Genomic DNA, 22,440 nt, shown 5'->3' with positions numbered 1-22,440 from the left:
AGGGGGAAGAGGAAAGCATGTCCGGGTTGAAACCTTTTATCGCCAAGATCGCGGCTCGGCAGGCGCTGACGCGAGAGGAAGCGAGCGACGCCTTCGAAGTGATGATGTCGGGCGAGGCCAGCATGGCCCAGATCGGCGGTTTCCTGATGGCGCTGCGCGTTCGTGGAGAAACCGTCGACGAGATCGCCGGTGCCGTCTCGATCATGCGGTCCAAGATGGTATCGGTCGAAGCGCCGGAAGATGCCATCGATATCGTCGGGACAGGCGGTGACGGCACCAACACCTACAACATCTCGACGCTCGCCTCGCTGATCGTCGCCGGCGCTGGCGTTCCGGTCGCCAAGCACGGCAACAAGGCGCTGAGCTCGAAATCGGGAACCGCAGACGCCCTCTCTCAGCTCGGCGTGAAACTCGACATCGATCCGGAAACCATCTCGCGCTGCATCCGCGAGGCGGGCATCGGCTTCATGTTCGCACAGATCCATCACCCGGCGATGCGTCACGTTGGCCCTGCCCGCGTCGAACTTGGAACCCGCACGATCTTCAACATCGTCGGCCCACTCTCCAGCCCGGCAAATGTCAAGCGGCAGCTCTTCGGCGTCTATTCGCCGGAATGGCTTTTGCCCGGCGCCGAGGCGCTGCGCGATCTTGGCCTCACGAGCGCCTGGGTGGTACATGGCAGCGGCCTCGATGAGGTCACGACCACCGGACCGACCCAGGTTGCCGCCCTGAAGAACGGCGAGATCACCGCCTTCGAACTGACGCCCGACGATTTCGGCGTGCCGACCGTTTCGCTGGACGCGATCCGCGGGGGTGACGGTGCCGTGAATGCTGCCGCGCTTCGGGAGGTGCTTTCCGGCGCCAAGAACGCCTATCGCGACGTAGCACTCTGCAACGCCGCAGCCTCGCTTATCGTTGCCGGACGGGTCGACAACGTGCGTGACGGCATGGCGCTCGCAAGTCAGGCACTCGATTCGGGTGCGGCGGCGGCCGCGCTCGACAAGCTGATCAAGGTTTCCAATTCCACCGCACAGGGCTAAGCTTGAGCCATGACCGATATCCTGAAACGCATCGAAGTCTACAAGCGAGAGGAGATCGCGGCTGCGAAAGCCGCGTTGCCTCTGGCAGAAGTCAAGGCATGGGCGGCCGACCAGCCTGCCCCGCGCGGATTTTACAAAGCTCTCAAGAGCCGGCGCGATGCAGGACAATTCGGCCTGATCGCCGAAATCAAGAAGGCCAGCCCGTCCAAAGGCCTGATCCGTCCGGATTTCGATCCGCCGGCACTTGCCGCCGCCTATGAGGCCGGCGGTGCTGCCTGCCTTTCGGTCCTGACGGATATGCCGAGTTTTCAGGGTTCGCTCGACTATCTCGTCGCTGCACGCAAGGCCTGCTCGCTGCCGGCATTGCGCAAGGATTTCATGTTCGACGTCTATCAGGTCCATGAAGCCCGCGCCCATGGTGCCGATTGCATCCTGCTGATCATGGCGTCGCTTTCGGACGATGAGGCGAAACAACTCGAGGACGAGGCTTTTTCTACCGGCATGGATGTGCTGATCGAGGTGCATGACGAGGAAGAACTCGAGCGTGCGCTCAAGCTCTCGTCCCCGATGGTCGGCATCAACAACCGTAACCTGCGCACTTTCGAGGTCAGCCTGACGGTCAGTGAACGGCTGGCCCCGATGGTTCCCTCCGACCGGCTTCTCGTTGGCGAAAGCGGCATCTTTACCTACGAAGACTGCACCCGCCTCAAAGCCTGCGGCATCACCACTTTCCTCGTTGGTGAAAGCCTGATGCGCAAGGACGATGTGACTTCGGCGACACGCCTGCTTTTGACCGGCGAAGCCGGGACCATGGCTGCGGAATGAGCGATCTCACCCACATATCCGCCTCGGGAGAGGCGCATATGGTGGATGTCGGCGACAAGACCGACACGGTTCGCATTGCGACCGCAGAGGGCCATGTGCGGATGACTCGCGAGACTCTGGAAACGATCCGCGCCGGCAATGCGAAAAAGGGCGATGTGATCGCGACCGCCCGGATCGCCGGCATCATGGCCGCCAAGCAGACCTCCAACCTCATTCCGCTTTGCCATCCGCTGATGCTCTCCAAGGTGACCGTGGACATTACGGAAGATCCGGCCCTGCCCGGCCTGCGCGTCGTTGCCACGACCAAGCTGACAGGCAAGACAGGTGTGGAGATGGAAGCACTGACAGCCGTCTCCGTCGCATGCCTGACCATCTATGACATGGCCAAGGCAATCGACAAGGCGATGGAAATCGGCGGCGTCAGGCTCGTCGAGAAAATCGGCGGGAAATCAGGCCACTTCCGTCACCCGGAGGCCGAGTAAATGTCCCTCATTCCCGTCGAGGAAGCCCAGCAGCGACTGCTTGGCGCCACGCAACGCGTCAGCCGCACGGAAATACTGGCGCTCGGCGAAGCCGAAGGCAGGGTACTTGCCGCCGACCTTCAGGCGCGACTGACGCAGCCGCCGTTCAATGCATCTGCCATGGATGGTTACGCGCTTCGCGCGGAGGACGCGCCTCTTCCGGGTAGCGAACTCACTGTGATCGGAATCTCAGCCGCCGGACATGCTTTTGAAGGAACGGTCGGCCCCGGAGAAACCGTCCGTATCTTCACCGGTGCTCCCGTGCCGGAGGGGGCCGATTCCGTTCTTCTTCAGGAGGATGCCGAAAAGCTGGATGGCAACCGCATCCGCACCACATTCCCTGTCACGCTCGGCCGCCATGTCCGCCCGCGTGGGCAGGATTTTCTGGAAGGCGAAACCGTCCTGCCAGCGGGTACCCACCTCGACTTTGCCCGGCTGACGCTCGCCGCGGCCATGAACCATGACTGGGTGGCGGTCTACGAAAGGCCCAAGGTCGCTATCCTCGCAACCGGCGACGAACTGGTGCGGCCGGGCCAGACGCCGGGACCAAGCCAGATCATCGGTTCGAACAGCTTTGGAATTGCCGCTCTCGCTCGCGATAATGGGGCGGAAGTCATCGACCTCGGTATCGTGCCGGATGATCGCGAAGAGATCACCCGCGCCATCGAGATGGCCAGATCGCTTGGCGCCGATGTTCTGGTGACGCTCGGTGGCGCGTCGGTCGGTGACCACGATCTGGTGCAGTCGACCCTGATTGCGGCGGGAATGAAACTCGATTTCTGGCGGATCGCCATGCGGCCCGGAAAGCCACTGATGGTCGGCAGCCTTGGGGAAATGCGCGTGCTCGGCCTGCCCGGCAATCCCGTGTCAAGCATGGTCTGCGGTCTGCTGTTTCTCGAACCGCTGCTGGCGAAACTGACGGGCCGCATTCCGTTGCAACGACAGACGACGGCGCTATCTGCATCCGTTCTTCCGGCCAATGACCACAGGCAGGATTACCTGCGTGCACGATTGATGCGCGCAGACGGAAAACTCGTCGTGCAGAGTTTCGGCAAGCAGGATTCCTCGATGATGAAAATCTTCGCGCAGTCGGATTGCCTGATCATCCGTGCGCCCGGTATGCCTGCACTTGAGATCGGCGCCGAAACGCCGATCCTGCTTCTTCGCCCCTTCACCGGCTGACCCGGCGAGGGGCACTACCCACCTCAGACGGCGATCGCTTCTTCCGAGCTTCCGGTATCCTGGTCGACGCCAAGCTGCTGCTTGATGGCTTCCTGGATCGCGTCCTCGATCGCCTTGCGCTCATCTTCCGGCATCGCCGCGAGCTGTTCTTCCGTCAGGTTGTGGTCATCGAGATAGGTCGCGCGAATCTTCTCGGCGAGCGTCATATCCGAGTATTCCAGAAACTTGGAAATGATGTCGTCGTGAGAGGCGCTCTTCTCCGCCTTCTGCGAAGCTTCATATTCGTTCTTGCGCGTTTCGAGAGCTTCTTCGTCACCAAAGGTGAAGGTCGGCTTTTCCTCTTCATCCAGAATTGCGGAAAAACCGGTTTCCGCAGAACTGCTGACCGAATTCGTGGCGTTGCTTACATATTGCGAAGAAAAGAAAGATGATTCACCGATACGCATTAAAGCCTCCTTGGGTTGCAGGCACGATGCCGCAAGAGGCTTGCACGAGACTTGGGACACTCGCGCAGAAAATGTAAAACCCGGCCTCGTGGCCGGGTTCAGATTCGTTAAAACAGCTATTACACGCTGCGATCAGACCAATCGGCTCTGTTCGACAGCAGCTCCGATGAAGCTCGAAAACAACGGATGCGGATCGAGCGGGCGGCTCTTCAGTTCCGGATGATACTGTACGCCGATGAACCACGGATGGTCCGGATACTCGACCGTTTCCGGCAGCAAGCCATCCGGCGACATGCCGGAGAAGACGAGGCCGCAGTTTTCCAGCCGGTCCTTGTAGTCTACATTCACCTCATAGCGGTGACGGTGGCGTTCCGAAATCTCGGTCGACCCGTAGATCTCGGAAATCTTGGTGCCCTTCTTGAGCGATGCCTTATAGGCGCCGAGACGCATCGTGCCGCCGAGATCACCGGCCTTGGACCGCTTTTCGAGCTCGTTGCCCTTCATCCACTCGGTCATCAGGCCAACCACCGGTTCATTGGTCGGACCGAACTCGGTGGACGAAGCCTTTTCGATACCGGCAAGGTGACGGGCCGCTTCAACCACCGCCATCTGCATGCCGAAGCAAATACCGAAATACGGGACATCGCGCTCGCGGGCGAACTGGGCTGCAAGGATCTTGCCCTCGGAGCCGCGCTCACCGAAGCCGCCGGGCACCAGGATGCCATTGACCTTTTCGAGATACGGCGCCGGATCTTCCTTTTCGAAGATCTCGGACTCGATCCATTCGAGCTTGACCTTGACCCTGTTGGCGATGCCGCCGTGATAGAGCGCTTCGATCAGCGACTTATAGGCGTCCTTCAGGCCGGTGTATTTGCCGACGATGGCAATCGTAACCTCGCCTTCCGGCGTACGGATACGGTTGCAGACGTCTTCCCACTGGTCGAGACGCGGCTTGGGCGCCGGCTCGATGCCGAAGGCGGCCAGAACCTCGTTGTCGAGGCCTTCCTTGTGATAGGCCATCGGCACGTCGTAGATATTGGAAACGTCGAGCGCCTGGATGACGGCGGTCTCGCGCACGTTGCAGAACAGTGAGAGCTTGCGACGCTCCGCTTCCGGAATCTCGCGATCTGCACGTACCAGCAGAATATCCGGATGAATGCCGAGCGCCTGCAGTTCCTTGACGGAATGCTGTGTCGGCTTGGTCTTCAGCTCGCCGGCCGCCGGGATATAGGGCATCAACGTCAGATGAACGTAGACGGCGGTGCCGCGCGGCAGGTCGTTGCCGAGCTGGCGGATCGCTTCCATGAATGGCATGGCCTCGATGTCGCCGACCGTGCCGCCGATCTCGCAGATGACGAAATCATAGTCTTCGTTGCCTTCGACGACGAAGTCCTTGATCTCATTGGTAACGTGAGGAATGACCTGAACGGTTGCGCCGAGATAGTCGCCGCGACGTTCCTTGTCGATGATGTTCTTGTAGATCCGACCGGTGGTGATGTTGTCGGTCTTGGTTGCCGAACGGCCGGTGAAACGTTCGTAGTGTCCAAGATCGAGGTCGGTTTCCGCCCCGTCATCGGTCACGAAGACCTCGCCGTGCTGTGTCGGGCTCATGGTGCCCGGATCGACGTTGAGGTAGGGGTCCAGTTTGCGCAGGCGCACGCGGTAGCCCCGCGCCTGCAACAATGCTCCGAGTGCCGCGGCCGCAATTCCTTTGCCAAGAGAGGAAACCACGCCGCCTGTGATGAATACATATCGCGCCATGGGAGTCACCGGATACCTTTTCAGAATTGATTCCGCCAGCCCAAAAGAGCCGAAACCCTACTTTTTTCTTAAGCGGGACGGAATATGCACAAAAGAAAACCGGCGGACCGTTAAGTCCGCCGGAGGGATTGGAAGGCCGACGATCAGTTACCCGTCGGAACGGCGTTCGGATCCGCCTTGGGAGTGGCGGGAGCCGGAGCAGCCGTGCCATCGGCAGCCGGAGCCTGGTTGGCGGCCGGAGCCGAACCCGGAAGCTGGTCGAGAACGCTGGCACCGGGAGCCGTCGGACTGGACTGGATACGATCGAGAATATCCGTCGGCTTCGATTCGAATCGGGCGAGCAGGCCAAGCCCAAGCGAGGTCACAAAAAACAGCGCCGCCAGAATAGCCGTCGTGCGTGTCAGCGCATTGGCCGTGCCGCGTGCCGACATGAAGCCGGAGCCGCCGCCGATACCAAGGCCGCCGCCTTCGGAACGCTGGATCAGGACCACGCCGACGAGCGCCAGCACGATCATGAGATGAATGACAATCAATACAGTCTGCATGGAATTTCCGTCCTGCCCTGAGCGGACAAAATAGCGATGTTTGGCGGCTCTCTACACGAGAGACCGCGCCAATGAAAGCCCCTCGCCCGTTTTTCAGGCGGTGAGTTCTTCATACGCCCTGTATATGGCGAGGAAATCCGCTGCCTTCAAGCTCGCACCGCCGATCAGAGCGCCGTCGACATTGGCAACGCCCATCAGTTCCTTCGCATTGGAAGGCTTGACCGAACCGCCATAGAGAATGCGCATGCCCTTGCCTTCGTCGCCGAAGCGCTTGACCAATTCCGCGCGCATGAAGGCGTGGGCCTCCGCGACGTCGGCAACGGTGGGGGTCAGGCCGGTACCGATCGCCCAGACCGGCTCATAGGCGATGACGGTATTCGCTGCCGTCGCGGCATCCGGCACGGAGCCGGCAAGCTGCCGCTTGAGGATATCAAGCGTCTGTCCGGACTTGCGCTCGTCTGCGGTCTCGCCGATGCAGATGATCGCAGTCAACTCGGCGGCATAGGCGGCCTCTGCCTTGGCACGAACGAGATGGTCGGTCTCGGCATGGTCGGTGCGGCGCTCGGAATGCCCCACGATTACATGGGTGCCGAAGCAATCTGCAATCATTTCAGCCGAGATATCGCCGGTATGAGCGCCGGAAGCGTTCTGATGGCAATCCTGCGCACCGATCATCAGAGGGCTATCGGTGCAAAGCGCGGTTGCGACGTAAAGCAGCGTCGCCGGTGGGCAGATCAGCGTCTCGACCTTTTCCGACAGCGGCGACACGACGCCTTCGGCCATTGCCTTGATCTGGTCGAGCGAGGCCCGCGTACCGTTCATCTTCCAGTTTCCCGCAACAAGCGGACGAACATTCGGTGTCATGTCGATAATCCAACCCCAGCTTCGTTGTCGGGGACCTAGCAAATCAAGGGGGCAATGAAAAGCTTGCGAGGGGAGATTCGCCGCTAAATCAGGCGATATGGTGAAAATCCGGCTCAAATTTGCAGCATTTATTAGCAATCACTGCTATCCGCCGCGAATTTCAGCGGGATTTCAACAGCCAGTTGAGGATCTGTCGCCAGTCGCTCATCCGCACCGGCGTGCCATGGGATCCGGTCTCGAAAAGGGTGAACCGGGTCGGATAACCCGCCTCGTGCAACCGGTCATACAGCGCAATCTGATCGGCCGACGCATAGACGCTGTCACGGCTGCCATGGGTGAAGGCGATCGGCAGCTTGCGCTTGTAAGCCGCACTCTTGGCGAAATCGGGATCAGCCGCGCCACCGAGAATCGCCATGCCGCCGAGCTTTTCGACGACATCGGCATCGCGTGTGACACCCCAGCAGATGAAACTACCCATGGAGGCGCAGGCGAGCACAACCGGTTTTCCCGGTGAACGGGCGGCGATATCGCCGATCAGCGCGGAAACCGCAGCAACGCCTGCTGCATCGAAGGACGCAACGGAGGGGGCGTAATAGGTTCCGCCATTGCGGACGGCGAGGTTCTTCAGGCGATTGAAATTGCCACCGAAGGAATAGTCGTTGGCACCGAGCCTGCGGTCGCCACCCCGTCCATGGATGAAGATGACGGTGAAGGCCGCATCTTCGGCGGCCCCTACCCGCGTCACGTCGAGCGGCCCGGTCGGCAGGGCCAGCGTCTCGTTCACCTGCTGCCGCTTTACGCCGAGATCGACATATCGCGACTTCACCCGCCGTTCGGGAATCTGGTCGCGGCCGTTAATGTCGCGCATTTCCTGATAGTCGACCACTTCGAAATCGCCGCCGTCCCGACTTTCGATGATCGTCGGGCTGGAAAAAAGGTCGTCCTTGAAAGGGGCCAGAGCCTCGGCACGCGCCTGATTGGACAGAAAAACGGTCAAAAGCGACGCAATGAAAGCCGCACTGCGGAAATGAACTGTGGACATTTGCATCGGGAATGCGTCTCCTCGCCCGGTCAGCCTTGCCTTCGCCCCGGCGGACACGCAATGCTTCAATGAAATTTCACGCGGCGGCCCGCAGGCAAAGTCGCGCCTGCCTCGCCTTTCTGGCAAAATCTCGGCGATTCGCAAGAGTGACACGGGTTTCAGGCAATTTGCGCGCAAGGCCCTGCCATTGACGCCGACGCAACCGACAGATTATCGAACGAAGCCATGGACGACAACGATCTCTTCGCCGGACTGCCGCTTGTGCAGAAGACCGAGGCTCCCGAAACGCCGGTGAGCCCTGCCCCACCCCAGGAACAGCCGCGCGCCGCTGCGCCGGTAGCGCGGACACCTGCGCCTGCCGCAGGTGGCGACGACTACGGCGCTTCCTCGATCCGCGTGCTGGAGGGGCTCGAGCCCGTGCGCATGCGGCCGGGCATGTATATCGGCGGCACAGACGAGAAGGCGCTGCACCACCTGTTTGCCGAAGTCATCGACAACTCGATGGACGAAGCGGTCGCAGGCCATGCGAACTTCATCGAGGTCCACCTCGATCTCGATGGCTGCCTGACGGTTACCGATAACGGCCGCGGCATTCCGGTTGAGAACCATCCGCAGGTTCCCGGCAAGTCGACGCTTGAAGTCATCATGACCAAGCTCCATGCCGGCGGCAAGTTCGACGGCAAGGCCTACGAGACCTCCGGTGGCCTTCACGGCGTCGGCATCTCGGTTGTCAACGCGCTCTCCGACATTCTCGAAGTCGAGGTCGCCCGTAACCGCAAGCTCTATCGCCAGACCTTCTCCCGCGGCATACCGCAGGGCGGATTGCAGGAACTCGGCGATGTGCATAACCGGCGCGGCACCCGCGTTCGCTTCCACCCCGACGCACAGATCTTCGGTGACCACGCCAGGTTCGACGCCGGACGTATCTTTCGCATGGCGCGCTCCAAGGCCTATCTCTTCGGCGGTGTCGAGATCCGCTGGAGCTGCGATCCGGGCGTCGTCCCGCCAGGCGGCGAGATCCCGGAAAAGGCCGTCTTCCACTTTCCCGGCGGCCTGAAGGATTATCTGGCGGCAACGCTCGGCAAGGACTTTACCGTCACCCGCGAAATCTTTGCAGGTCGAACGGAAAAGACCGGCGGCCACGGCGCGCTGGAATGGGCGATCACCTGGTATGGCGGAGATCCGCAGGTTCACTCCTATTGTAACACCATCCCGACGGCCGAAGGTGGTACGCATGAAGCGGGTCTGCGCATCGCGCTGACCAAGGGCCTGAAGAACTACGCCGAACTGACGCAGAACAAGCGCGCCAAGGAGATCACCACCGACGACGTGATGATTTCCGCCGTCGGCATGCTCTCAGTTTTCATCCGCGAGCCGGAATTCGTCGGCCAGACCAAAGACAAGCTTGCGACCGTCGAAGCGCAGCGCATCGTTGAAAACGCGTTGCGCGATCCCTTCGACCACTATCTCGCCGACAATCCTGCCGAGGCGGCCAAGCTGCTCGACTGGGTGATCGAGCGGGCGGAAGAACGCCTGCGCCGCCGCAAGGAGAAGGAAGTCAACCGCAAGACCGCGGTGCGCAAGCTGCGCCTGCCGGGCAAGCTGGCCGACTGCTCACAGAACACTGCCGAAGGCGCCGAACTCTTCATCGTCGAAGGCGATTCGGCAGGTGGTTCCGCCAAGCAGGCTCGCAACCGCGCCAACCAGGCCATCCTGCCGCTTCGCGGCAAGATCCTCAATGTCGGCAGCGCCAGCCGCGACAAGCTCATGGCTAACCAGCAGATCGCGGATCTCATCCAGGCGCTCGGCTGCGGTACGCGCTCCAAGTATCGCGACGAGGACCTGCGCTACGAGCGCATCATCGTCATGACCGATGCCGACGTCGACGGTGCGCACATCGCCTCGCTGCTGATCACGTTCTTCTATCAGGAAATGCCGGAGTTGATCCGCGGCAACCATCTCTATCTCGCTGTGCCCCCGCTCTACGTTATCCGGCAAGGTGCGAAGACGGTCTATGCCCGCGACGACGCCCACCGGGCCGAACTGATGGAAACCGTGTTCAAGGGCAAGAAGGTCGAGATCGGACGCTTCAAAGGCCTGGGCGAGATGATGCCGGCCCAGCTCAAGGAAACCACGATGGATCCCGCCAAGCGCACGCTGCTGCGCGTGGGGATTGACGAGGTCGACTTCGAGGGAACCCGCGATGCCGTGGATGCCCTGATGGGCACCAAGCCGGAAGCGCGCTTCCGCTTCATCCAGGACCGGGCAGCTTTCGCGGAAAACCTCGACATCTGAGGCGAGCGAGTTAGACGGCGCGCGGTCGAGCGCCGCCAGCCGATCATCCACACGAGTTTAGCCGGCACGCGTGGGATGCCATAGCCCCCGGCATGCCACATCTGCCAGGCCGATCGCGTGTAACACCGCGCATGCGTCGCCCAATGAAAGCCGTGTGCGCTCAGCCATATGAGAATCGGCTGCAGTCTGGAAGACAGTGTCTCGCTGACAGTCACTCGACGCATTCCATGCTTCCGCCCACAAGATACCTTGTCTACCCGTTCAAGCCGCATTCAGCCCCTTAGTCCGAATGCACGGTCCTTTCAAACCTCGCGCGCTTGCACGAACCGGAATGGCGGCGTCCGCCGACCTGTCGGGATGGTCCGCCCCTCCAGAAATGCACTCAATTTTGGCCCCTCCAGGTCTCCATACGCCCAGTATTGGACGATTGGTCACGCCGTGTTCCGGGCTAGATCTGGCCCCGACACAGATTTCAGCCGTTCTGATTTGAACGCTGGTTGCCACTGCTTGAGTAGTTCATTTCATGTCCAATACGATCATCCACCTATTGCGGCGCCTCGTCGTCAACGCGCTTGCAACGCTCGCCCTCATCATCTGCCTTTCGCAGACGAGCGCCAAGGCCACGGACCTCTACCATGAGGTTTACAGCGGCGAGAGCGTGAGACTCGTCGTGAACGCGTATGGTCAAAACGCCGTGGGTTATGATTATCCGAATGGCCTTCATGGCACTGCGACAGGCGCGCCTGATGGGACCGCCGACCTCATCTACACCTCCAATGCCGGTTACGTCGGACAGGAGGTGATTGTAACGACGGCCTACGGCGGTGCGAATTATGAGATCCCGGTCGCCTCGGACACCCACCATATCACCGTCAAACCACGGATCACTTTCTCGGCAAGTAGTTGGCCGAACGGTAAGAAGGGCGCAGTCTATAGCCAGTCAGTGACCGCCAGCTACAGCGCCAGCTCAACGGCCGTGACCTATTCTCTTGCCGACGGCTCGCTACCTACTGGCCTCAGCCTCGATGGATCGACTGGCACGATCTCGGGAACGCCAACCACTACGGGAAGCTGGACATTCACGTATCGGGCCGTCAACGGCGACGGTTACTCATCGAGCCAGTCGATGACCCTGAAAATCGCCCCTTCTGCCACCGACCTGTCGACCACGGTCGCAGCAAACAGCAGCGGCAACACCATTGCCTTCGCGGTATCAGGAAGCGAACAGGTATCAGCGGTCTCCGCACCAAGCCACGGCTCGACGGGCCTCTCCGGCTCGACGGCAACCTACACCCCCACCGCCGGCTACTCCGGTTCCGACAGCTTTACCTACCTCGTGACGGACAGCGCCACGGGCCTTTCGTCGGCAGCCACAGTGACCATCACCGTCACGGCCCCGACGGTGGCCATATCGCCCTCTACCTTGCCTGCAGGCACCGCTGCCGTTGCCTATAGTCAGACGCTCTCGGGAAACAATGGCACTGCACCTTATGCCTTTGTGGTAACGTCAGGCAGCCTGCCCGCCGGCCTGACGCTTGCGACGAATGGCACGCTGTCAGGCATACCCACATCCGAGGAAAGCCAGACCTTCACTGTCACTGCGACCGATCACTATGGAGCCACAGGAAGCCAAAGCTATACCGTAGCCATCGCCATCGCTGCACCAGTCGCTGGCGACACTTCTGCAACGATCGCGGCCAACAGCGGTAGCAATGCCATCGCGCTCAACCTTTCCGGTGGCGCGGCGTCAACCGTCACGGTCGAGACCGCTGCCGCCCATGGCACCGCCACGGCCTCCGGCGCGGCAATCAGCTATACGCCAACACCCGGCTACTCTGGTTCAGACAGCTTCACCTACACCGCGACCAACGCAACCGGTACCTCGACCGCCGCCACCGTGACCATCACCGTTACGGCCCCGACAGTGGCCATATCGCCCTCTACCTTGCCTGCAGGTACCGCTGCCGTTGCCTATAGTCAGACGCTCTCGGCAGCCAACGGCACCGCGCCCTATATCTTCGCCGTCACTTCCGGCTCGCTGCCCGCCGGTCTCACCCTCTCCACCGGCGGCACGCTTTCCGGCACACCAACGACGGAAGAGACTCGGACCTTCACTATCACCGTAACGGATTTCCACGGAGCCACCGGCAATCAAAGCTATACCGTGGCCATCGCAATCGCCGCACCTGTCGCCAGCGACACTTCAACAACGGTCGCTGCCAACAGCAACGACAATCCCGTCGCGCTCAATCTTTCCGGTGGCGCGGCTTCAACCGTTGCAATTGCTAATGCTCCCGGCCACGGCAATGCCACGGTCTCCGGCGCTGCAATTACATACACACCGACACCAGGCTATTCCGGTTCCGACAGCTTCACCTATACGGCCACCAATGCCAGCGGCACTTCGACGGCTGCCACCGTATCGGTCACCGTCACGGCCCCTACAGTCGCCATTTTGCCATCCTCCCTGCCCCGTGGGACCGCTGCCGTCGCCTATAGCCAGTCGATCACGGCGAACAATGGCACCGCGCCTTATACCTTCGCGGTCACGTCAGGCAGCCTGCCCGCCGGACTGACGCTTGCGACGGACGGCAAGCTAGCAGGCACGCCCACAGCCGAAGGAAGCCAGACCTTCACCGTCACCGCGACGGACGCCTATGGAGCCACCGGAAGCCAGAGCTACACCGTGGCCATCGCAGTCGCAGCACCCCTCGCAGCCGACGTCTCGGCAACGGTCGCAGCCAACAGCAGCAATAATGCCATCACGCTCAATCTCTCCGGTGGCGCGGTATCAACCGTTGCAATCGAGACAGCTCCTGGCCACGGCACTGCCACGGCCTCCGGTGCTTCGATCGCCTATACGCCAACCGCTGGATATTCCGGTTCAGACAGCTTCACCTATATAGCCACGAATGCCAGCGGCACCTCGGCGGCCGCCGCCGTGACCATTACCGTGACGGCGCCAACGCTTGCCCTTTCCCCGACAGGACATTTCACCCTTCGGGAGAACGAAACCTTCTCGCAAACCTTTACCGCCAGCAATGGCGGCGCGCCCTACAGCTATGCGATTACCGGGAGCCTGCCCGCAGGGATCAGCTTCAACGCCGCTTCTGCGACCCTATCCGGCAATCCGACAGTCAGTGGGGAATTCCCGCTGACCCTGACGGTGACCGATACCTATGGAGCCACGACTTCCGCCAGCGTCATTCTCGCCATCGGCGATGCGCTGCCGGTTGCCCCATCCATGTCGAGCGTGACGACCTCCGGCCTGACGACAACGGTCGATCTGACCGAGGGTGCAACCGGCGGCCCCTTCACTGGCGCCGATCTTGTATCACTTTCGCCGCCGTCCGCAGGCACCGCTACCATCATTCTCGGCGACACGGCTGCGGTGGACAGCAGCGCCGCAATCGCCTCGGCCATTCGCGAAGGGCGCTATCGGCTGCGTTTCACCGCAAGCCCCACATTCTCCGGCAATGCCGTAGCAACCTACACCCTGACGAGTGCCACCGGCGTTTCGGCACCGGCGACCGTTACCTTCAGCGTCACGGCCCGTCCCGACCTCTCCGCCGACGCCGATCTCGCGGGCCTCGTCAAGGCTCAGGCGGAGGCCGCCAAGCGTCTTGCCGACAGTCAGATCGACAATGTGCAGCAGCATCTGAAATCGCTGCGCGGCAGACAATGCCTGGAGAACAGCCTCGGCATCAGCCTGACCGACACAGCCGACGGACAGGCACCCATCTCTGGTAGTGCCGGCTGCTCGCCGATTGCCGGTGGAGATCTTGCCTTCTGGAGCGGCGGTTCGATCGACCTCGGCGATACATCAGGCCGGGATGGCGCAAGCGACATCGACCATACCACAGTCTCGCTGACAGCAGGTCTCGACTACAGGCTGACCGACACCTTCATCGGCGGCGTTGCTATCGGCTTCTCGCGCGACCGTTCCGACATCGGTGACAAAGGAACGACCAGCGTCAACAAGGCGGCGAGCGCCACGCTCTACGGTCTCTACCAGCCCGGCGGCGGCTTCTTTATCGACGGGCTGCTCGGCGCCGGTATTCTCGACTTCGATTCGCTCAGGATCACGTCCGTGACCGGACAGGAGGCGGAAGCAAACCGCAGCGGCCGGCAATTCTATGCGGCCGTCACCGGCGGCTACGATTACCGGATCGGCGAGGTTTCCCTGTCATCCTATGGCCGCCTCAGCGGTTCACGCTCCATCCTTGACAGCGTGGAGGAAAGCGGCACAGAATGGGAAAATGCCCTGATCGGTCGCCAGCAGGCAGACAGCTTCACGGCGACGCTGGGCCTCTCACTCGGATACGACATCGACCTTGAAAGCGCTGTCTTGACGCCCGAGCTGACACTGGACTTCTCTCATGATTTCCTGAGCAGCAGCGACACGACCGTAACCTATGCCGACAGCGGTTGGCCAATCGACTATGTGATCCCCGGCTCGGACAGCAGCCGTGACCGGCTGACGGTCGGCTTCGGGCTGACGCTTGTGGCAAGCGAAGCCGGAACGATGACTGGACGCTACAGCGCCACACTCGACCGCGACGGCTTGCAGAGCCAGCGTTTCAACGTCGATCTGTCACGCAAGTTCTAACGGATCGACCCGCAAATCAGAATCGATTTGCGGGTCGATAACGTTTGTTTCAGGAAGCCAGAGCCAGCCTCTGCACGTCCGACTGGATACCCGGCGCTGTCGCAGAGCAGAAATCAAACCGTGAAAGCGGTGGATTACTCCGCCGCGCCCAATTGTCCGAACTGAGCCTCGTATAGCCGGGCATAGCCCCGGCCGGCACGCAGGAGTTCGGTATGGGTGCCGATCTCGGAAATGCCACTCGCGTCCACCACAACAATCCGGGAAGCATCGCGGATCGTTGCCAGGCGGTGGGCGATCACCAGGGTCGTTCGCCCTTCGGAGAGTTCGCTGAGCGACTGCTGGATCGCCCGCTCCGTCTCCGTGTCGAGCGCGGACGTCGCTTCGTCGAGGATAAGAATGGGTGGGTTTTTCAGGAACATGCGGGCAATCGCCATGCGCTGCTTCTGGCCGCCGGAAAGCTTGACGCCGCGCTCGCCGATGACGGTATCGAGCCCCTGTGGCATGCCGGCGATGACACCATCGAGCTTAGCACGACGGGCGGCTTCCATGATCTCGACCTCGGACGCACCGAGACGGCCATAGGCGATGTTCTCGCGCACCGTACCGCCGAACAGGAAGACGTCCTGCTGCACGATGCCGATCTGACTGCGCAGCGAGGCAAGCGTCAGCTTGCGGATATCATGCCCGTCGATGGTGATCGCTCCCGTGGTGACATCGTAGAAGCGCGGCAACAGCGAGCAGAGCGTCGTCTTGCCGGCTCCGGACGGTCCGACGAAAGCGATGGTCTCACCAGCCTTGATGTCGAGATCGATGCCGCGCAGCACCGGCTTTTCCGGGGTATAGCCAAAGCTTACGGACCGGAAGGCGATATCGCCCTTGAACTGCGGTGCCTCGACGGCATCCGGCGCATCGGCGATATCCGGCTCGGTGTCGATGAGTTCGACGAAGCGGCGGAAACCGGCAATGCCCTTGGGATAGGTTTCGATGACGGAATTGATCTTCTCGACGGGCCGGAAAAATACGCCGACCAGCAGCAGGAAGCTGACGAAACCGCCATTCGACAGATCGCCTGACAGCACGAAATAGGCTCCGGTGATCATCACGACCATCTGGATCAGCCGCATGCTCATGTAGCTCATGGAAACGCTGGCAGCCATGATCCTGTAGGCCGCGAGCTTGGTGCGGCGATAGTTCTGGTTGTCCCTTTCGAAAAGCGTGCGTTCGTGCTCTTCGTTGGCAAAGGCCTGCACCACGCGGATGCCGCCGACATTTTCCTCGATGCGCGTATTGAAGTCGCCGACACGGCCGAAAAGCGCACGGAAGTTATCCGTCATCCGCGTGCCGTAACGGCTGGTGACCCAGGCCGTCAGCGGCACGATCGCAGCCGTCAACAGCGCCAGTTCGACATTGATCGACAGCATCAGCAGAAGGGCGCCGATAAAGGTCATGATCGCGATAAACAGGTCTTCCGGACCGTGATGGGCGACTTCGCCGATCTCCTCCAGATCCTTGGTTAGCCGCCCCACGAGATGACCGGTCTTCTCGTTATCGAAATAGCGGAAGGAGAGTTTCTGGATGTGGCTGAAGGCGAGGCGGCGCATATCCGTCTCGATATTGATGCCGAGCATGTGTCCCCAGTAGGTGACGGTCGCCATCAGAACAGTATTGAGCAGGTAGATCACCAGCAGGGCGAGCGAAGCTCCGACGATCAGGCCCCATTGTCCGCTCGGCAGGAGATCGTCGACAAAAGATTTCACGGCCATCGGGAAGCCTAGCTCCAGCACGCCCGACAAGACGGCACAGCCGAAATCGAGGACGAACAGGCCGCGATAAGGCCAATAGAAAGCGAAAAATCTGCGAAGCATGATCAGTCCGTAAGGAATGGAAAGAGACGTCGCCACCGAGACAGGAGGCTAAATGTTGATTTTCTCTTTCATATTTTTGCCACCGCGCCAAGGGCATTACTTGACGCTTCACGGGTGATTTGCCGCTTCGCCGGTACAGGTGGCTAGTCCGCCAGCCGCTTTTCCATGAACAGGCTCAAGGGATCTGGCCTGTAGGAACCGAAGGGCGGAATTTCCACAAATCCGAAACGACGATAAAGCCCGATGGCTTCCGGCTGGCTTATACCCGTTTCGAGACAGATGGCCGCAAGTCCCGTGGCGCGAGCGCAATCCTCCAGAGCTTCCATCAGAAGGCGGCCGATAGCAAGGCCGCGTGCTTCGGGCGACACGAACATGCGCTTGATTTCGGCGGTACCATCGCCAGACACCACGAGTGCGCAGCATCCGACGATTTCGCCATCCTTCCGCGCCACGAAAAACGACACCTCGGGCTTTTCCAGCGAGGCTACGTCAAGCAGGTGATTGCTCTCGGCCGGATAGAGCGTCGCCATATAGGCATCCGACTGTTGGAGAAGGGCAATCACTGCCTTCTGACGGACCGGTTCGCGGGCAATGGTGACGGGCATGGCGCTTTCCTTCCACAATAAGGCGGAAGCTTCAGCCAAATGTCGCCGGTCGGTCAAGATCGCCGCCGCGACGCCCTGCTATCGTCTTGCTTCGGCTGCATTCCTCTGATTGAAAGTGAGGGAAACACATCGATATCACCAGCCATTTTCGAAAACGGGTTTCACATGCAAGCCGCCCTTATCGTCATGACCATTCTTGGCTGCGACGACAGCGTCAACGAATGCCATTATGTAGCAACGGCACAACAGCATTTCGTGTCCGTGGAACTTTGCGATGCCGCCACGGAGAAGGTGCTGGAAGGGTATTCCGGTATCAACTACCCGATGGTGGTTGCCGTATGCCAGCCACCGGACAAACAGACGGCGGACATGCAGACACCCCCGGAAGGCGCCGCCAAGCCGGCGGTCGATGAACCGGCCCCTCTGCCCGGCCCGGCCGCCTCGCTGCCGGAGGAGGAGCGCCAGTCGCTTGCCGCCCGTGCAATCTCCAAGATCCGCAACGTGCTGCCCGAAACCTCCGACATCAAGATGGTGTTTGCAACGCCGCTCCACGTCGTTGCAGACGGCTATTCCTGGGTGGCCAAGAAGATCGTTCCGTAACAGGCGGCCTCAGGCCGCGAAAGCGATGCCGTTCGCGTAGTCGCGGGCGATACGCCGCTCTTCCGATATGGCCAGCTTCTCGACCATTTCCAGAAGCTCCATCGTGGCCGCCGGACGGTGGGCACCATCGCGGTAGCGCGCCATCAGGCGCGGGGCGATATTGTCCACATCAGTTGCCTGGGACGACAGGACGGCATTACGCCATAGCATGATCGCATCGACGAAAAGCGGGCTGATGTCACGGGCAAGACCAACGCTTTCGAGCAGCGCACGCACGGAGTGGAAGCGTCCGGTCGCGAGAATGGCCCGGACACGCCGCTCTTCAAGACCGGAAAGTGCGACAACGACCGACGCGAAGAAATCCGTCCGCCCGACGCATAACGCATGCATCAGGAAGGCGGGCGTCAGACGCCCCTCCATCCGTAGCTGTTCGACCAGTGACGGCAGCTCCTCGGGCGTAGCCGTCCCGGCGATGACGATGGAGGCAGCCGCCCCAGCCTCGCGGGCCAGCCGCTCCATGCGACGCGCACCGATGGCGGCGAGAACGAAATCGGAACCGGTCAATGCTTCGGTAACATAACCGACAAGGATCTGGCGTACTGCTGCGGGGAGGTCTTCGCGAGCCAGCAGAAGCGCCCTCACCTCGTCTTCGGCACCGTGACGTTCCGCGATTCGCCGAAGGGTCAGCCGGGAGATTCCAGCGCTTGTATTTTCCAGCAATACACAGACTTCACCTGCATCGCCTATCTCCGCAAGAGCGGCTGCGACGACGCGCGACAGCGACGGGCGGGCGGCAATAAGGGCTCGCGTCTCGGCATTGCCGCGACCGGCAAGATCGACGAGATCCATATCGCCCAGCACTGGCGAACGCAGGATCGCAGCCGCGGCAATTTCCGGCTGGTCCTCGGCAAGAGAGACCATCAGACCGCGCGGAGCAGATTCGGATTCGGCCAGAGCTTCGGCCAGCGCCAGGCGCACGCGCGGCGAAGGATCGTCCAGCAGGCAGGTCATCGCCATATGGGCAGCCTGCCGTTCCTGGGCAGTCATGTTGGAGCGAAGATAGGCCCTTGCAAGCGCATTGGCTGCCCGTGCCCTGTCCCCCGCCTTGGCCGTCTCTACCCAACGAAGAAAAGCTGCGACGATCACTGCAAAACCCAACCAAGCCCTGAGAAGCCGCGTAAGATCACTTGGCTTATGGTTTCACGGTAACGGCAAAAGGTTTAACATTCAGTTCACCATGTTCATTAACCGGGAGGCCGATCTGGCCAGCGACGACAACGACATCCTCAAGGGACCTTCACTACGGATCCTGCTCGCGATCACTCCCTCATTCGAGGCCAGAGACGTGGCGCATGCGGTGGATGCAATCGTAGTGAACGACAGCGGTCAGCCCCGTAAGTCCTCCCTTGAGGAAGGCCATGGCGGTATTCCGCACCTTGCCTATCTCGACAACAATCCGGACAACGATGCGCTTGCGGCGCAGCTCGCGGTGCTGATGGAATCGCTTCCACAGGGAATCGTGCTCGGCAATACGCGGAACGGCTCGGACCTCCAGCGGCTGGATACGCTGCTTTCCGCGGAAGAAGCCATCCGGCAGCTTCCCGTCGGTGCAACCGCAATCCTTGCGGTGATGGGAGACAATCCGGCAGGATTGCTCAATGCAGAGAGTTTTACGGGACGGACACCGCGCCTTAAAGGACTGGGATGCAATACGAGCGCTCTGAGGCGTAACGGCGGAGCGGCCGGAACACCTCGGCTTGCCGCGGATATCACGTTGCTGGCCGCGTCCCACGCCGGCGTGCCCGCCTTCAGCTGGCTCGAGCCGGATTTGTCGGGCAAGGCTCTTGCAGAAGCTTGCACCCGCGCCCGGCAGGATGGCTTTACTGCACTCGTCACGTCCCAACCGACGCAGGTCGCAGCGATCCTTGCGACCCGCGACAGCGATGCAGAAACACCCTAAGAAGCCGGTTAGAGCTTCTTCGGCGCCTCGGGGCGAAACATTTCGAAGACCGGCGCCTGTTCGGCGAAGTCCATGTAGCCCATGCGCGCCACCGGCCGCGCCAGCGCCACATCGAACCGGCCGTTGCGGATGACGCTCTCGTTAATGTGGATGCCGACAACCTGGCCGAACACGGCATGGCTGTCCGAAGCGCCACCCTCCAGCGTTTTCAGGGTGTGGACCTCCGTCACGCGGCATTCGAGCGCTGCTACGGCTTCGCCGACGAAGGGAGCGGAAACCAGTCGCCCTTCCACCGGGGTCAGGCCTGCAATCTCGAATTCACTCACACCGTAAGGAACGACGACCGAGGAAAGGTTCACCTTTTCCACCAGATCGAAGCCTACGAAGCTTGCGGTGAAGACGCCGGTCTCCTCGGCATTCTTCAACGAGTCTTTGCGGCCGCTGGAGGAAAACATGACGACCTTCGGCCGGTCGCTCACGGCATTGAAGAAGGAATAGGGGGAAAGATTGACCGATCCATCCCGCCCGCGCGTGCCGATCCAACCGATCGGCCGAGGCGCGACGATCGCCTTGAACGGATCGTGGGCGAGGCCGTGGCGGTTGGTTTCCGTCTCGTAGAACATCAGGCGCCGTCTCCCACCCATGTAACCACATCCGCAAGAGCCGGGCGCGGTCGCTCGACCGCAGGAAAGGTCGTGGAACCGATATGGATAAAGCCCGCCACCTTCTCGCCCGGCTTGATCCCGAGCAGCGGATAGGCCCGCTCGTCATAGGCAAACCATTCGGTCAACCAGTTGGATACGAAGCCGACGGCATTGGCCGCCATCAGGAGATTGAGGCAGACCGCGCCGGCAGACATCACCTGCTCCCACTCGGGGATCTTTACATGCGGGGCGGCCGTACTGACTACCGCTATCACGACAGGAGCGCGGCTGAAGCGGGTGCGCTCGACATTGACCATTTCCTCGGAAAGGTCCGGATTCTTCTGAACCGCCATGGCGAGCAGTTCTTCGCCTATGCGACCCCTCTCCTCACCGCGGTAAACGATAAACCGCCAGGGGGCGATCTTGCCGTGATCCGGCACACGGACGGCCAATGTGAGAATCTGCTCGAGTTCGTCGGTCGTCGGTCCCGGCTCACTCATCTGGAAGGCGGGAATGGAACGGCGAACGGCGAGATAATCGATAAGTTTCATATCATTTTTCATTCAAGGGCACTTTCCGGCTTTCTCGATGGCGGACACGTCTTGAAATTGCCATCGCATTGCGATTGAAGTTGCTGTCATTGGAGTAGAAGTCAACCAATTGTGCGATACATGATCCGCCATTCCCGCGCTGCCCGCTTGTTGTTCGTCGTGGCGGCAACATTGTTTGCCATGACATCCGCGCGCGGTGAAGACGCATTCCAGTCGTTCAAACAGCTCAACGGCACCACCAAGATGCCGAAGCTGAACGCGTTTTCCCCCAATTTCAGCCAGACAGCACCGTCGCGATCCACATCAAAGAGTGTTGCGCTCGAAGCCAAGCTCACCAGCGATGGCGAACCGATGCAGCAGGGCCTCTCGTGGCGTGTCTTCAGCCCAATCCCCGGCAGCGACGGTAAGCTGCCGCTTCTCGCAAGCGTCGAAGGCGGTTCGGCCGACTTCCAGCTCGAGCCGGGCGATTATTTCGTCAATGTTTCCTTCGGCCGCGCGGGTGCCACGAAAAAGCTGTCCGTGCCGCGCGAAGGCGAAGTCGAAAAGCAGGTTCTGGTGCTCGATGCAGGCGGCATCCTGCTGAATGCCGTGTCTGGCTCCGACACCCGTATTCCGGCCAAGGAACTGAAATTCGACGTCTATTCGGCCGAAGTTCAGGCCGATGGCGAGCGTGGCCTTGTGCTCGAGGATGTGAAGCCGGACACGATCGTCCGCCTTAACACCGGCACCTATCACATCGTTTCCGAATACGGCTCGGTCAATGCCGTGGTACGTGCCGACATCAAGGTGGAGGCCGGCAAGCTGACTGAGGCAACCATCCAGCACCGTGCGGCTCAGATCAATCTCAAGCTGGTCTCGGAAGCCGGCGGCGAAGCGATCGCCGACACCGCATGGTCGGTCCTTGCCTCTTCGGGCGACATCGTGGCTGAAAGCGTCAGCGCCTTCCCGGTCATGGTGCTGGCGGAAGGCGAATATACCGCGATTGCCCGCAACAAGGACAAGATCTACCAGAAAGACTTTACCGTCAGCGCCGGCCAGAACGTCGATGTCGAACTGCTTCTGACGAAGTAAGCCGCACGCTTGCG

At 61.1% G+C, this 22,440-nt stretch carries 19 protein-coding genes; 9 read left to right on the top strand and 10 right to left on the bottom strand.

Annotated elements, in window-relative coordinates; genetic code table 11:
* Positions 1 to 17: 17 nt before the first annotated feature.
* Genes trpD through NBH21_RS05990 form a run of 4 tightly spaced genes read left to right on the top strand, consistent with a single transcriptional unit; the run spans position 18 to position 3,568 of the window.
* The gene (trpD, locus tag NBH21_RS06005; protein WP_250914673.1) at positions 18 to 1,040 is read left to right on the top strand and encodes an anthranilate phosphoribosyltransferase; all 1,023 of its coding nucleotides are present in this window, start codon (positions 18 to 20) and stop codon (positions 1,038 to 1,040) included.
* Positions 1,041 to 1,049: 9 nt separating this feature from the next.
* Positions 1,050 to 1,865, top strand: a complete 816-nt coding sequence (trpC, locus tag NBH21_RS06000; protein ID WP_250914672.1) for an indole-3-glycerol phosphate synthase TrpC — start codon at positions 1,050 to 1,052, stop codon at positions 1,863 to 1,865.
* Positions 1,862 to 2,347 (top strand): cyclic pyranopterin monophosphate synthase MoaC, encoded by a 486-nt coding sequence (gene moaC, locus NBH21_RS05995; protein ID WP_250914671.1) that lies wholly within the window; start codon positions 1,862 to 1,864, stop codon positions 2,345 to 2,347. The genes trpC and moaC overlap by 4 nt, the downstream gene beginning before the upstream one ends.
* Positions 2,348 to 3,568, top strand: a complete 1,221-nt coding sequence (locus tag NBH21_RS05990; RefSeq protein WP_250914670.1) for a molybdopterin molybdotransferase MoeA — start codon at positions 2,348 to 2,350, stop codon at positions 3,566 to 3,568.
* Positions 3,569 to 3,591: 23 nt separating this feature from the next.
* On the opposite strand, the gene NBH21_RS05985 is transcribed toward NBH21_RS05990, so the two are convergent.
* The 5 genes from NBH21_RS05985 to NBH21_RS05965 form a co-directional block, all read right to left on the bottom strand.
* Positions 3,592 to 4,014 carry a hypothetical protein gene (locus NBH21_RS05985; protein WP_250914669.1) on the bottom strand — a complete coding sequence of 141 codons (423 nt, stop codon included), beginning with the start codon at positions 4,012 to 4,014 and terminating at the stop codon, positions 3,592 to 3,594.
* Positions 4,015 to 4,146: 132 nt separating this feature from the next.
* Complete coding sequence (locus NBH21_RS05980; RefSeq protein ID WP_342452002.1) at positions 4,147 to 5,784, bottom strand: CTP synthase; 1,638 nt, start codon at positions 5,782 to 5,784, stop codon at positions 4,147 to 4,149.
* 134 nt (positions 5,785 to 5,918) lie between these two features.
* Positions 5,919 to 6,320, bottom strand: coding sequence for a preprotein translocase subunit SecG (gene secG, locus NBH21_RS05975; protein ID WP_250914667.1), 402 nt, complete (start codon positions 6,318 to 6,320; stop codon positions 5,919 to 5,921).
* 93 nt (positions 6,321 to 6,413) lie between these two features.
* Positions 6,414 to 7,184 (bottom strand): triose-phosphate isomerase, encoded by a 771-nt coding sequence (gene tpiA / locus NBH21_RS05970; RefSeq protein WP_163905434.1) that lies wholly within the window; start codon positions 7,182 to 7,184, stop codon positions 6,414 to 6,416.
* A 160-nt stretch (positions 7,185 to 7,344) separates the two neighbouring features.
* Entirely contained in the window at positions 7,345 to 8,232 is an 888-nt protein-coding gene (locus tag NBH21_RS05965) for a lipase family protein (protein WP_250914666.1), read from the bottom strand.
* Positions 8,233 to 8,451: 219 nt separating this feature from the next.
* Between NBH21_RS05965 and parE the strand changes: the two genes are divergently transcribed.
* Complete coding sequence (gene parE / locus NBH21_RS05960; RefSeq protein WP_250914665.1) at positions 8,452 to 10,521, top strand: DNA topoisomerase IV subunit B; 2,070 nt, start codon at positions 8,452 to 8,454, stop codon at positions 10,519 to 10,521.
* A gap of 523 nt (positions 10,522 to 11,044) precedes the next feature.
* Positions 11,045 to 15,130, top strand: coding sequence for a putative Ig domain-containing protein (locus NBH21_RS05955; protein ID WP_250914664.1), 4,086 nt, complete (start codon positions 11,045 to 11,047; stop codon positions 15,128 to 15,130).
* Between the two features lie 134 nt (positions 15,131 to 15,264).
* Here the strand turns inward: NBH21_RS05955 and NBH21_RS05950 are convergent, their stop codons facing one another.
* Positions 15,265 to 16,995, bottom strand: coding sequence for an ABC transporter ATP-binding protein (locus NBH21_RS05950; protein WP_250914663.1), 1,731 nt, complete (start codon positions 16,993 to 16,995; stop codon positions 15,265 to 15,267).
* Between the two features lie 143 nt (positions 16,996 to 17,138).
* A complete protein-coding gene (locus tag NBH21_RS05945) occupies positions 17,139 to 17,600 on the bottom strand; it encodes a GNAT family N-acetyltransferase (RefSeq protein ID WP_250914662.1) in 462 nt (153 codons plus the stop codon).
* A gap of 165 nt (positions 17,601 to 17,765) precedes the next feature.
* On the opposite strand from NBH21_RS05945, the gene NBH21_RS05940 reads away from it, so the two are divergent.
* A complete protein-coding gene (locus NBH21_RS05940) occupies positions 17,766 to 18,200 on the top strand; it encodes a hypothetical protein (protein ID WP_250914661.1) in 435 nt (144 codons plus the stop codon).
* Between the two features lie 9 nt (positions 18,201 to 18,209).
* On the opposite strand, the gene NBH21_RS05935 is transcribed toward NBH21_RS05940, so the two are convergent.
* Positions 18,210 to 19,346: a DUF2336 domain-containing protein gene (locus NBH21_RS05935; RefSeq protein ID WP_250914660.1), complete on the bottom strand. Its 1,137-nt coding sequence runs from the start codon at positions 19,344 to 19,346 to the stop codon at positions 18,210 to 18,212.
* A 91-nt stretch (positions 19,347 to 19,437) separates the two neighbouring features.
* Here NBH21_RS05935 and NBH21_RS05930 point away from each other — a divergent pair, with 91 nt between their 5' ends.
* The gene (locus NBH21_RS05930) at positions 19,438 to 20,160 is read left to right on the top strand and encodes a hypothetical protein (RefSeq protein ID WP_250914659.1); all 723 of its coding nucleotides are present in this window, start codon (positions 19,438 to 19,440) and stop codon (positions 20,158 to 20,160) included.
* An 8-nt stretch (positions 20,161 to 20,168) separates the two neighbouring features.
* Here NBH21_RS05930 and NBH21_RS05925 read toward each other — a convergent pair whose 3' ends face one another.
* Both NBH21_RS05925 and NBH21_RS05920 read right to left on the bottom strand, forming a co-directional pair.
* Complete coding sequence (locus NBH21_RS05925; protein ID WP_250914747.1) at positions 20,169 to 20,783, bottom strand: flavin reductase family protein; 615 nt, start codon at positions 20,781 to 20,783, stop codon at positions 20,169 to 20,171.
* A complete protein-coding gene (locus NBH21_RS05920; protein ID WP_250914658.1) occupies positions 20,783 to 21,367 on the bottom strand; it encodes a nitroreductase family protein in 585 nt (194 codons plus the stop codon). Before NBH21_RS05920 ends, NBH21_RS05925 begins: the two co-directional genes overlap by 1 nt.
* 108 nt (positions 21,368 to 21,475) lie before the next feature.
* Between NBH21_RS05920 and NBH21_RS05915 the strand changes: the two genes are divergently transcribed.
* On the top strand, positions 21,476 to 22,426 hold the full coding sequence (locus NBH21_RS05915) for a hypothetical protein (RefSeq protein ID WP_425340376.1): 951 nt from the start codon (positions 21,476 to 21,478) through the stop codon (positions 22,424 to 22,426).
* Positions 22,427 to 22,440 lie beyond the last annotated feature (14 nt).

It is taken from the genome of Ciceribacter sichuanensis, assembly GCF_024055605.1.
In the GTDB taxonomy this organism is placed as follows: Bacteria; Pseudomonadota; Alphaproteobacteria; order Rhizobiales; family Rhizobiaceae; genus Allorhizobium; species Allorhizobium sichuanense.
The sequence above is the reverse complement of the archived record's forward strand: the minus strand, read 5'-3'. Positions and strand labels throughout refer to the sequence as shown.

Bases quoted from the DNA above. Each gene is read 5' to 3' on its own strand.
- trpD (WP_250914673.1), top strand. From the start codon at position 18: ATGTCCGGGTTGAAACCTTTTATCGCCAAGATCGCGGCTCGGCAGGCG.
- trpC (WP_250914672.1), top strand. From the start codon at position 1,050: ATGACCGATATCCTGAAACGCATCGAAGTCTACAAGCGAGAGGAGATC.
- moaC (WP_250914671.1), top strand. From the start codon at position 1,862: ATGAGCGATCTCACCCACATATCCGCCTCGGGAGAGGCGCATATGGTG.
- NBH21_RS05990 (WP_250914670.1), top strand. From the start codon at position 2,348: ATGTCCCTCATTCCCGTCGAGGAAGCCCAGCAGCGACTGCTTGGCGCC.
- NBH21_RS05985 (WP_250914669.1), bottom strand. From the start codon at position 4,014: ATGCGTATCGGTGAATCATCTTTCTTTTCTTCGCAATATGTAAGCAAC.
- secG (WP_250914667.1), bottom strand. From the start codon at position 6,320: ATGCAGACTGTATTGATTGTCATTCATCTCATGATCGTGCTGGCGCTC.
- tpiA (WP_163905434.1), bottom strand. From the start codon at position 7,184: ATGACACCGAATGTTCGTCCGCTTGTTGCGGGAAACTGGAAGATGAAC.
- NBH21_RS05965 (WP_250914666.1), bottom strand. From the start codon at position 8,232: ATGCAAATGTCCACAGTTCATTTCCGCAGTGCGGCTTTCATTGCGTCG.
- parE (WP_250914665.1), top strand. From the start codon at position 8,452: ATGGACGACAACGATCTCTTCGCCGGACTGCCGCTTGTGCAGAAGACC.
- NBH21_RS05955 (WP_250914664.1), top strand. From the start codon at position 11,045: ATGTCCAATACGATCATCCACCTATTGCGGCGCCTCGTCGTCAACGCG.
- NBH21_RS05950 (WP_250914663.1), bottom strand. From the start codon at position 16,995: ATGCTTCGCAGATTTTTCGCTTTCTATTGGCCTTATCGCGGCCTGTTC.
- NBH21_RS05945 (WP_250914662.1), bottom strand. From the start codon at position 17,600: ATGCCCGTCACCATTGCCCGCGAACCGGTCCGTCAGAAGGCAGTGATT.
- NBH21_RS05940 (WP_250914661.1), top strand. From the start codon at position 17,766: ATGCAAGCCGCCCTTATCGTCATGACCATTCTTGGCTGCGACGACAGC.
- NBH21_RS05930 (WP_250914659.1), top strand. From the start codon at position 19,438: ATGTTCATTAACCGGGAGGCCGATCTGGCCAGCGACGACAACGACATC.
- NBH21_RS05925 (WP_250914747.1), bottom strand. From the start codon at position 20,783: ATGTTCTACGAGACGGAAACCAACCGCCACGGCCTCGCCCACGATCCG.
- NBH21_RS05920 (WP_250914658.1), bottom strand. From the start codon at position 21,367: ATGAAAAATGATATGAAACTTATCGATTATCTCGCCGTTCGCCGTTCC.
- NBH21_RS05915 (WP_425340376.1), top strand. From the start codon at position 21,476: ATGATCCGCCATTCCCGCGCTGCCCGCTTGTTGTTCGTCGTGGCGGCA.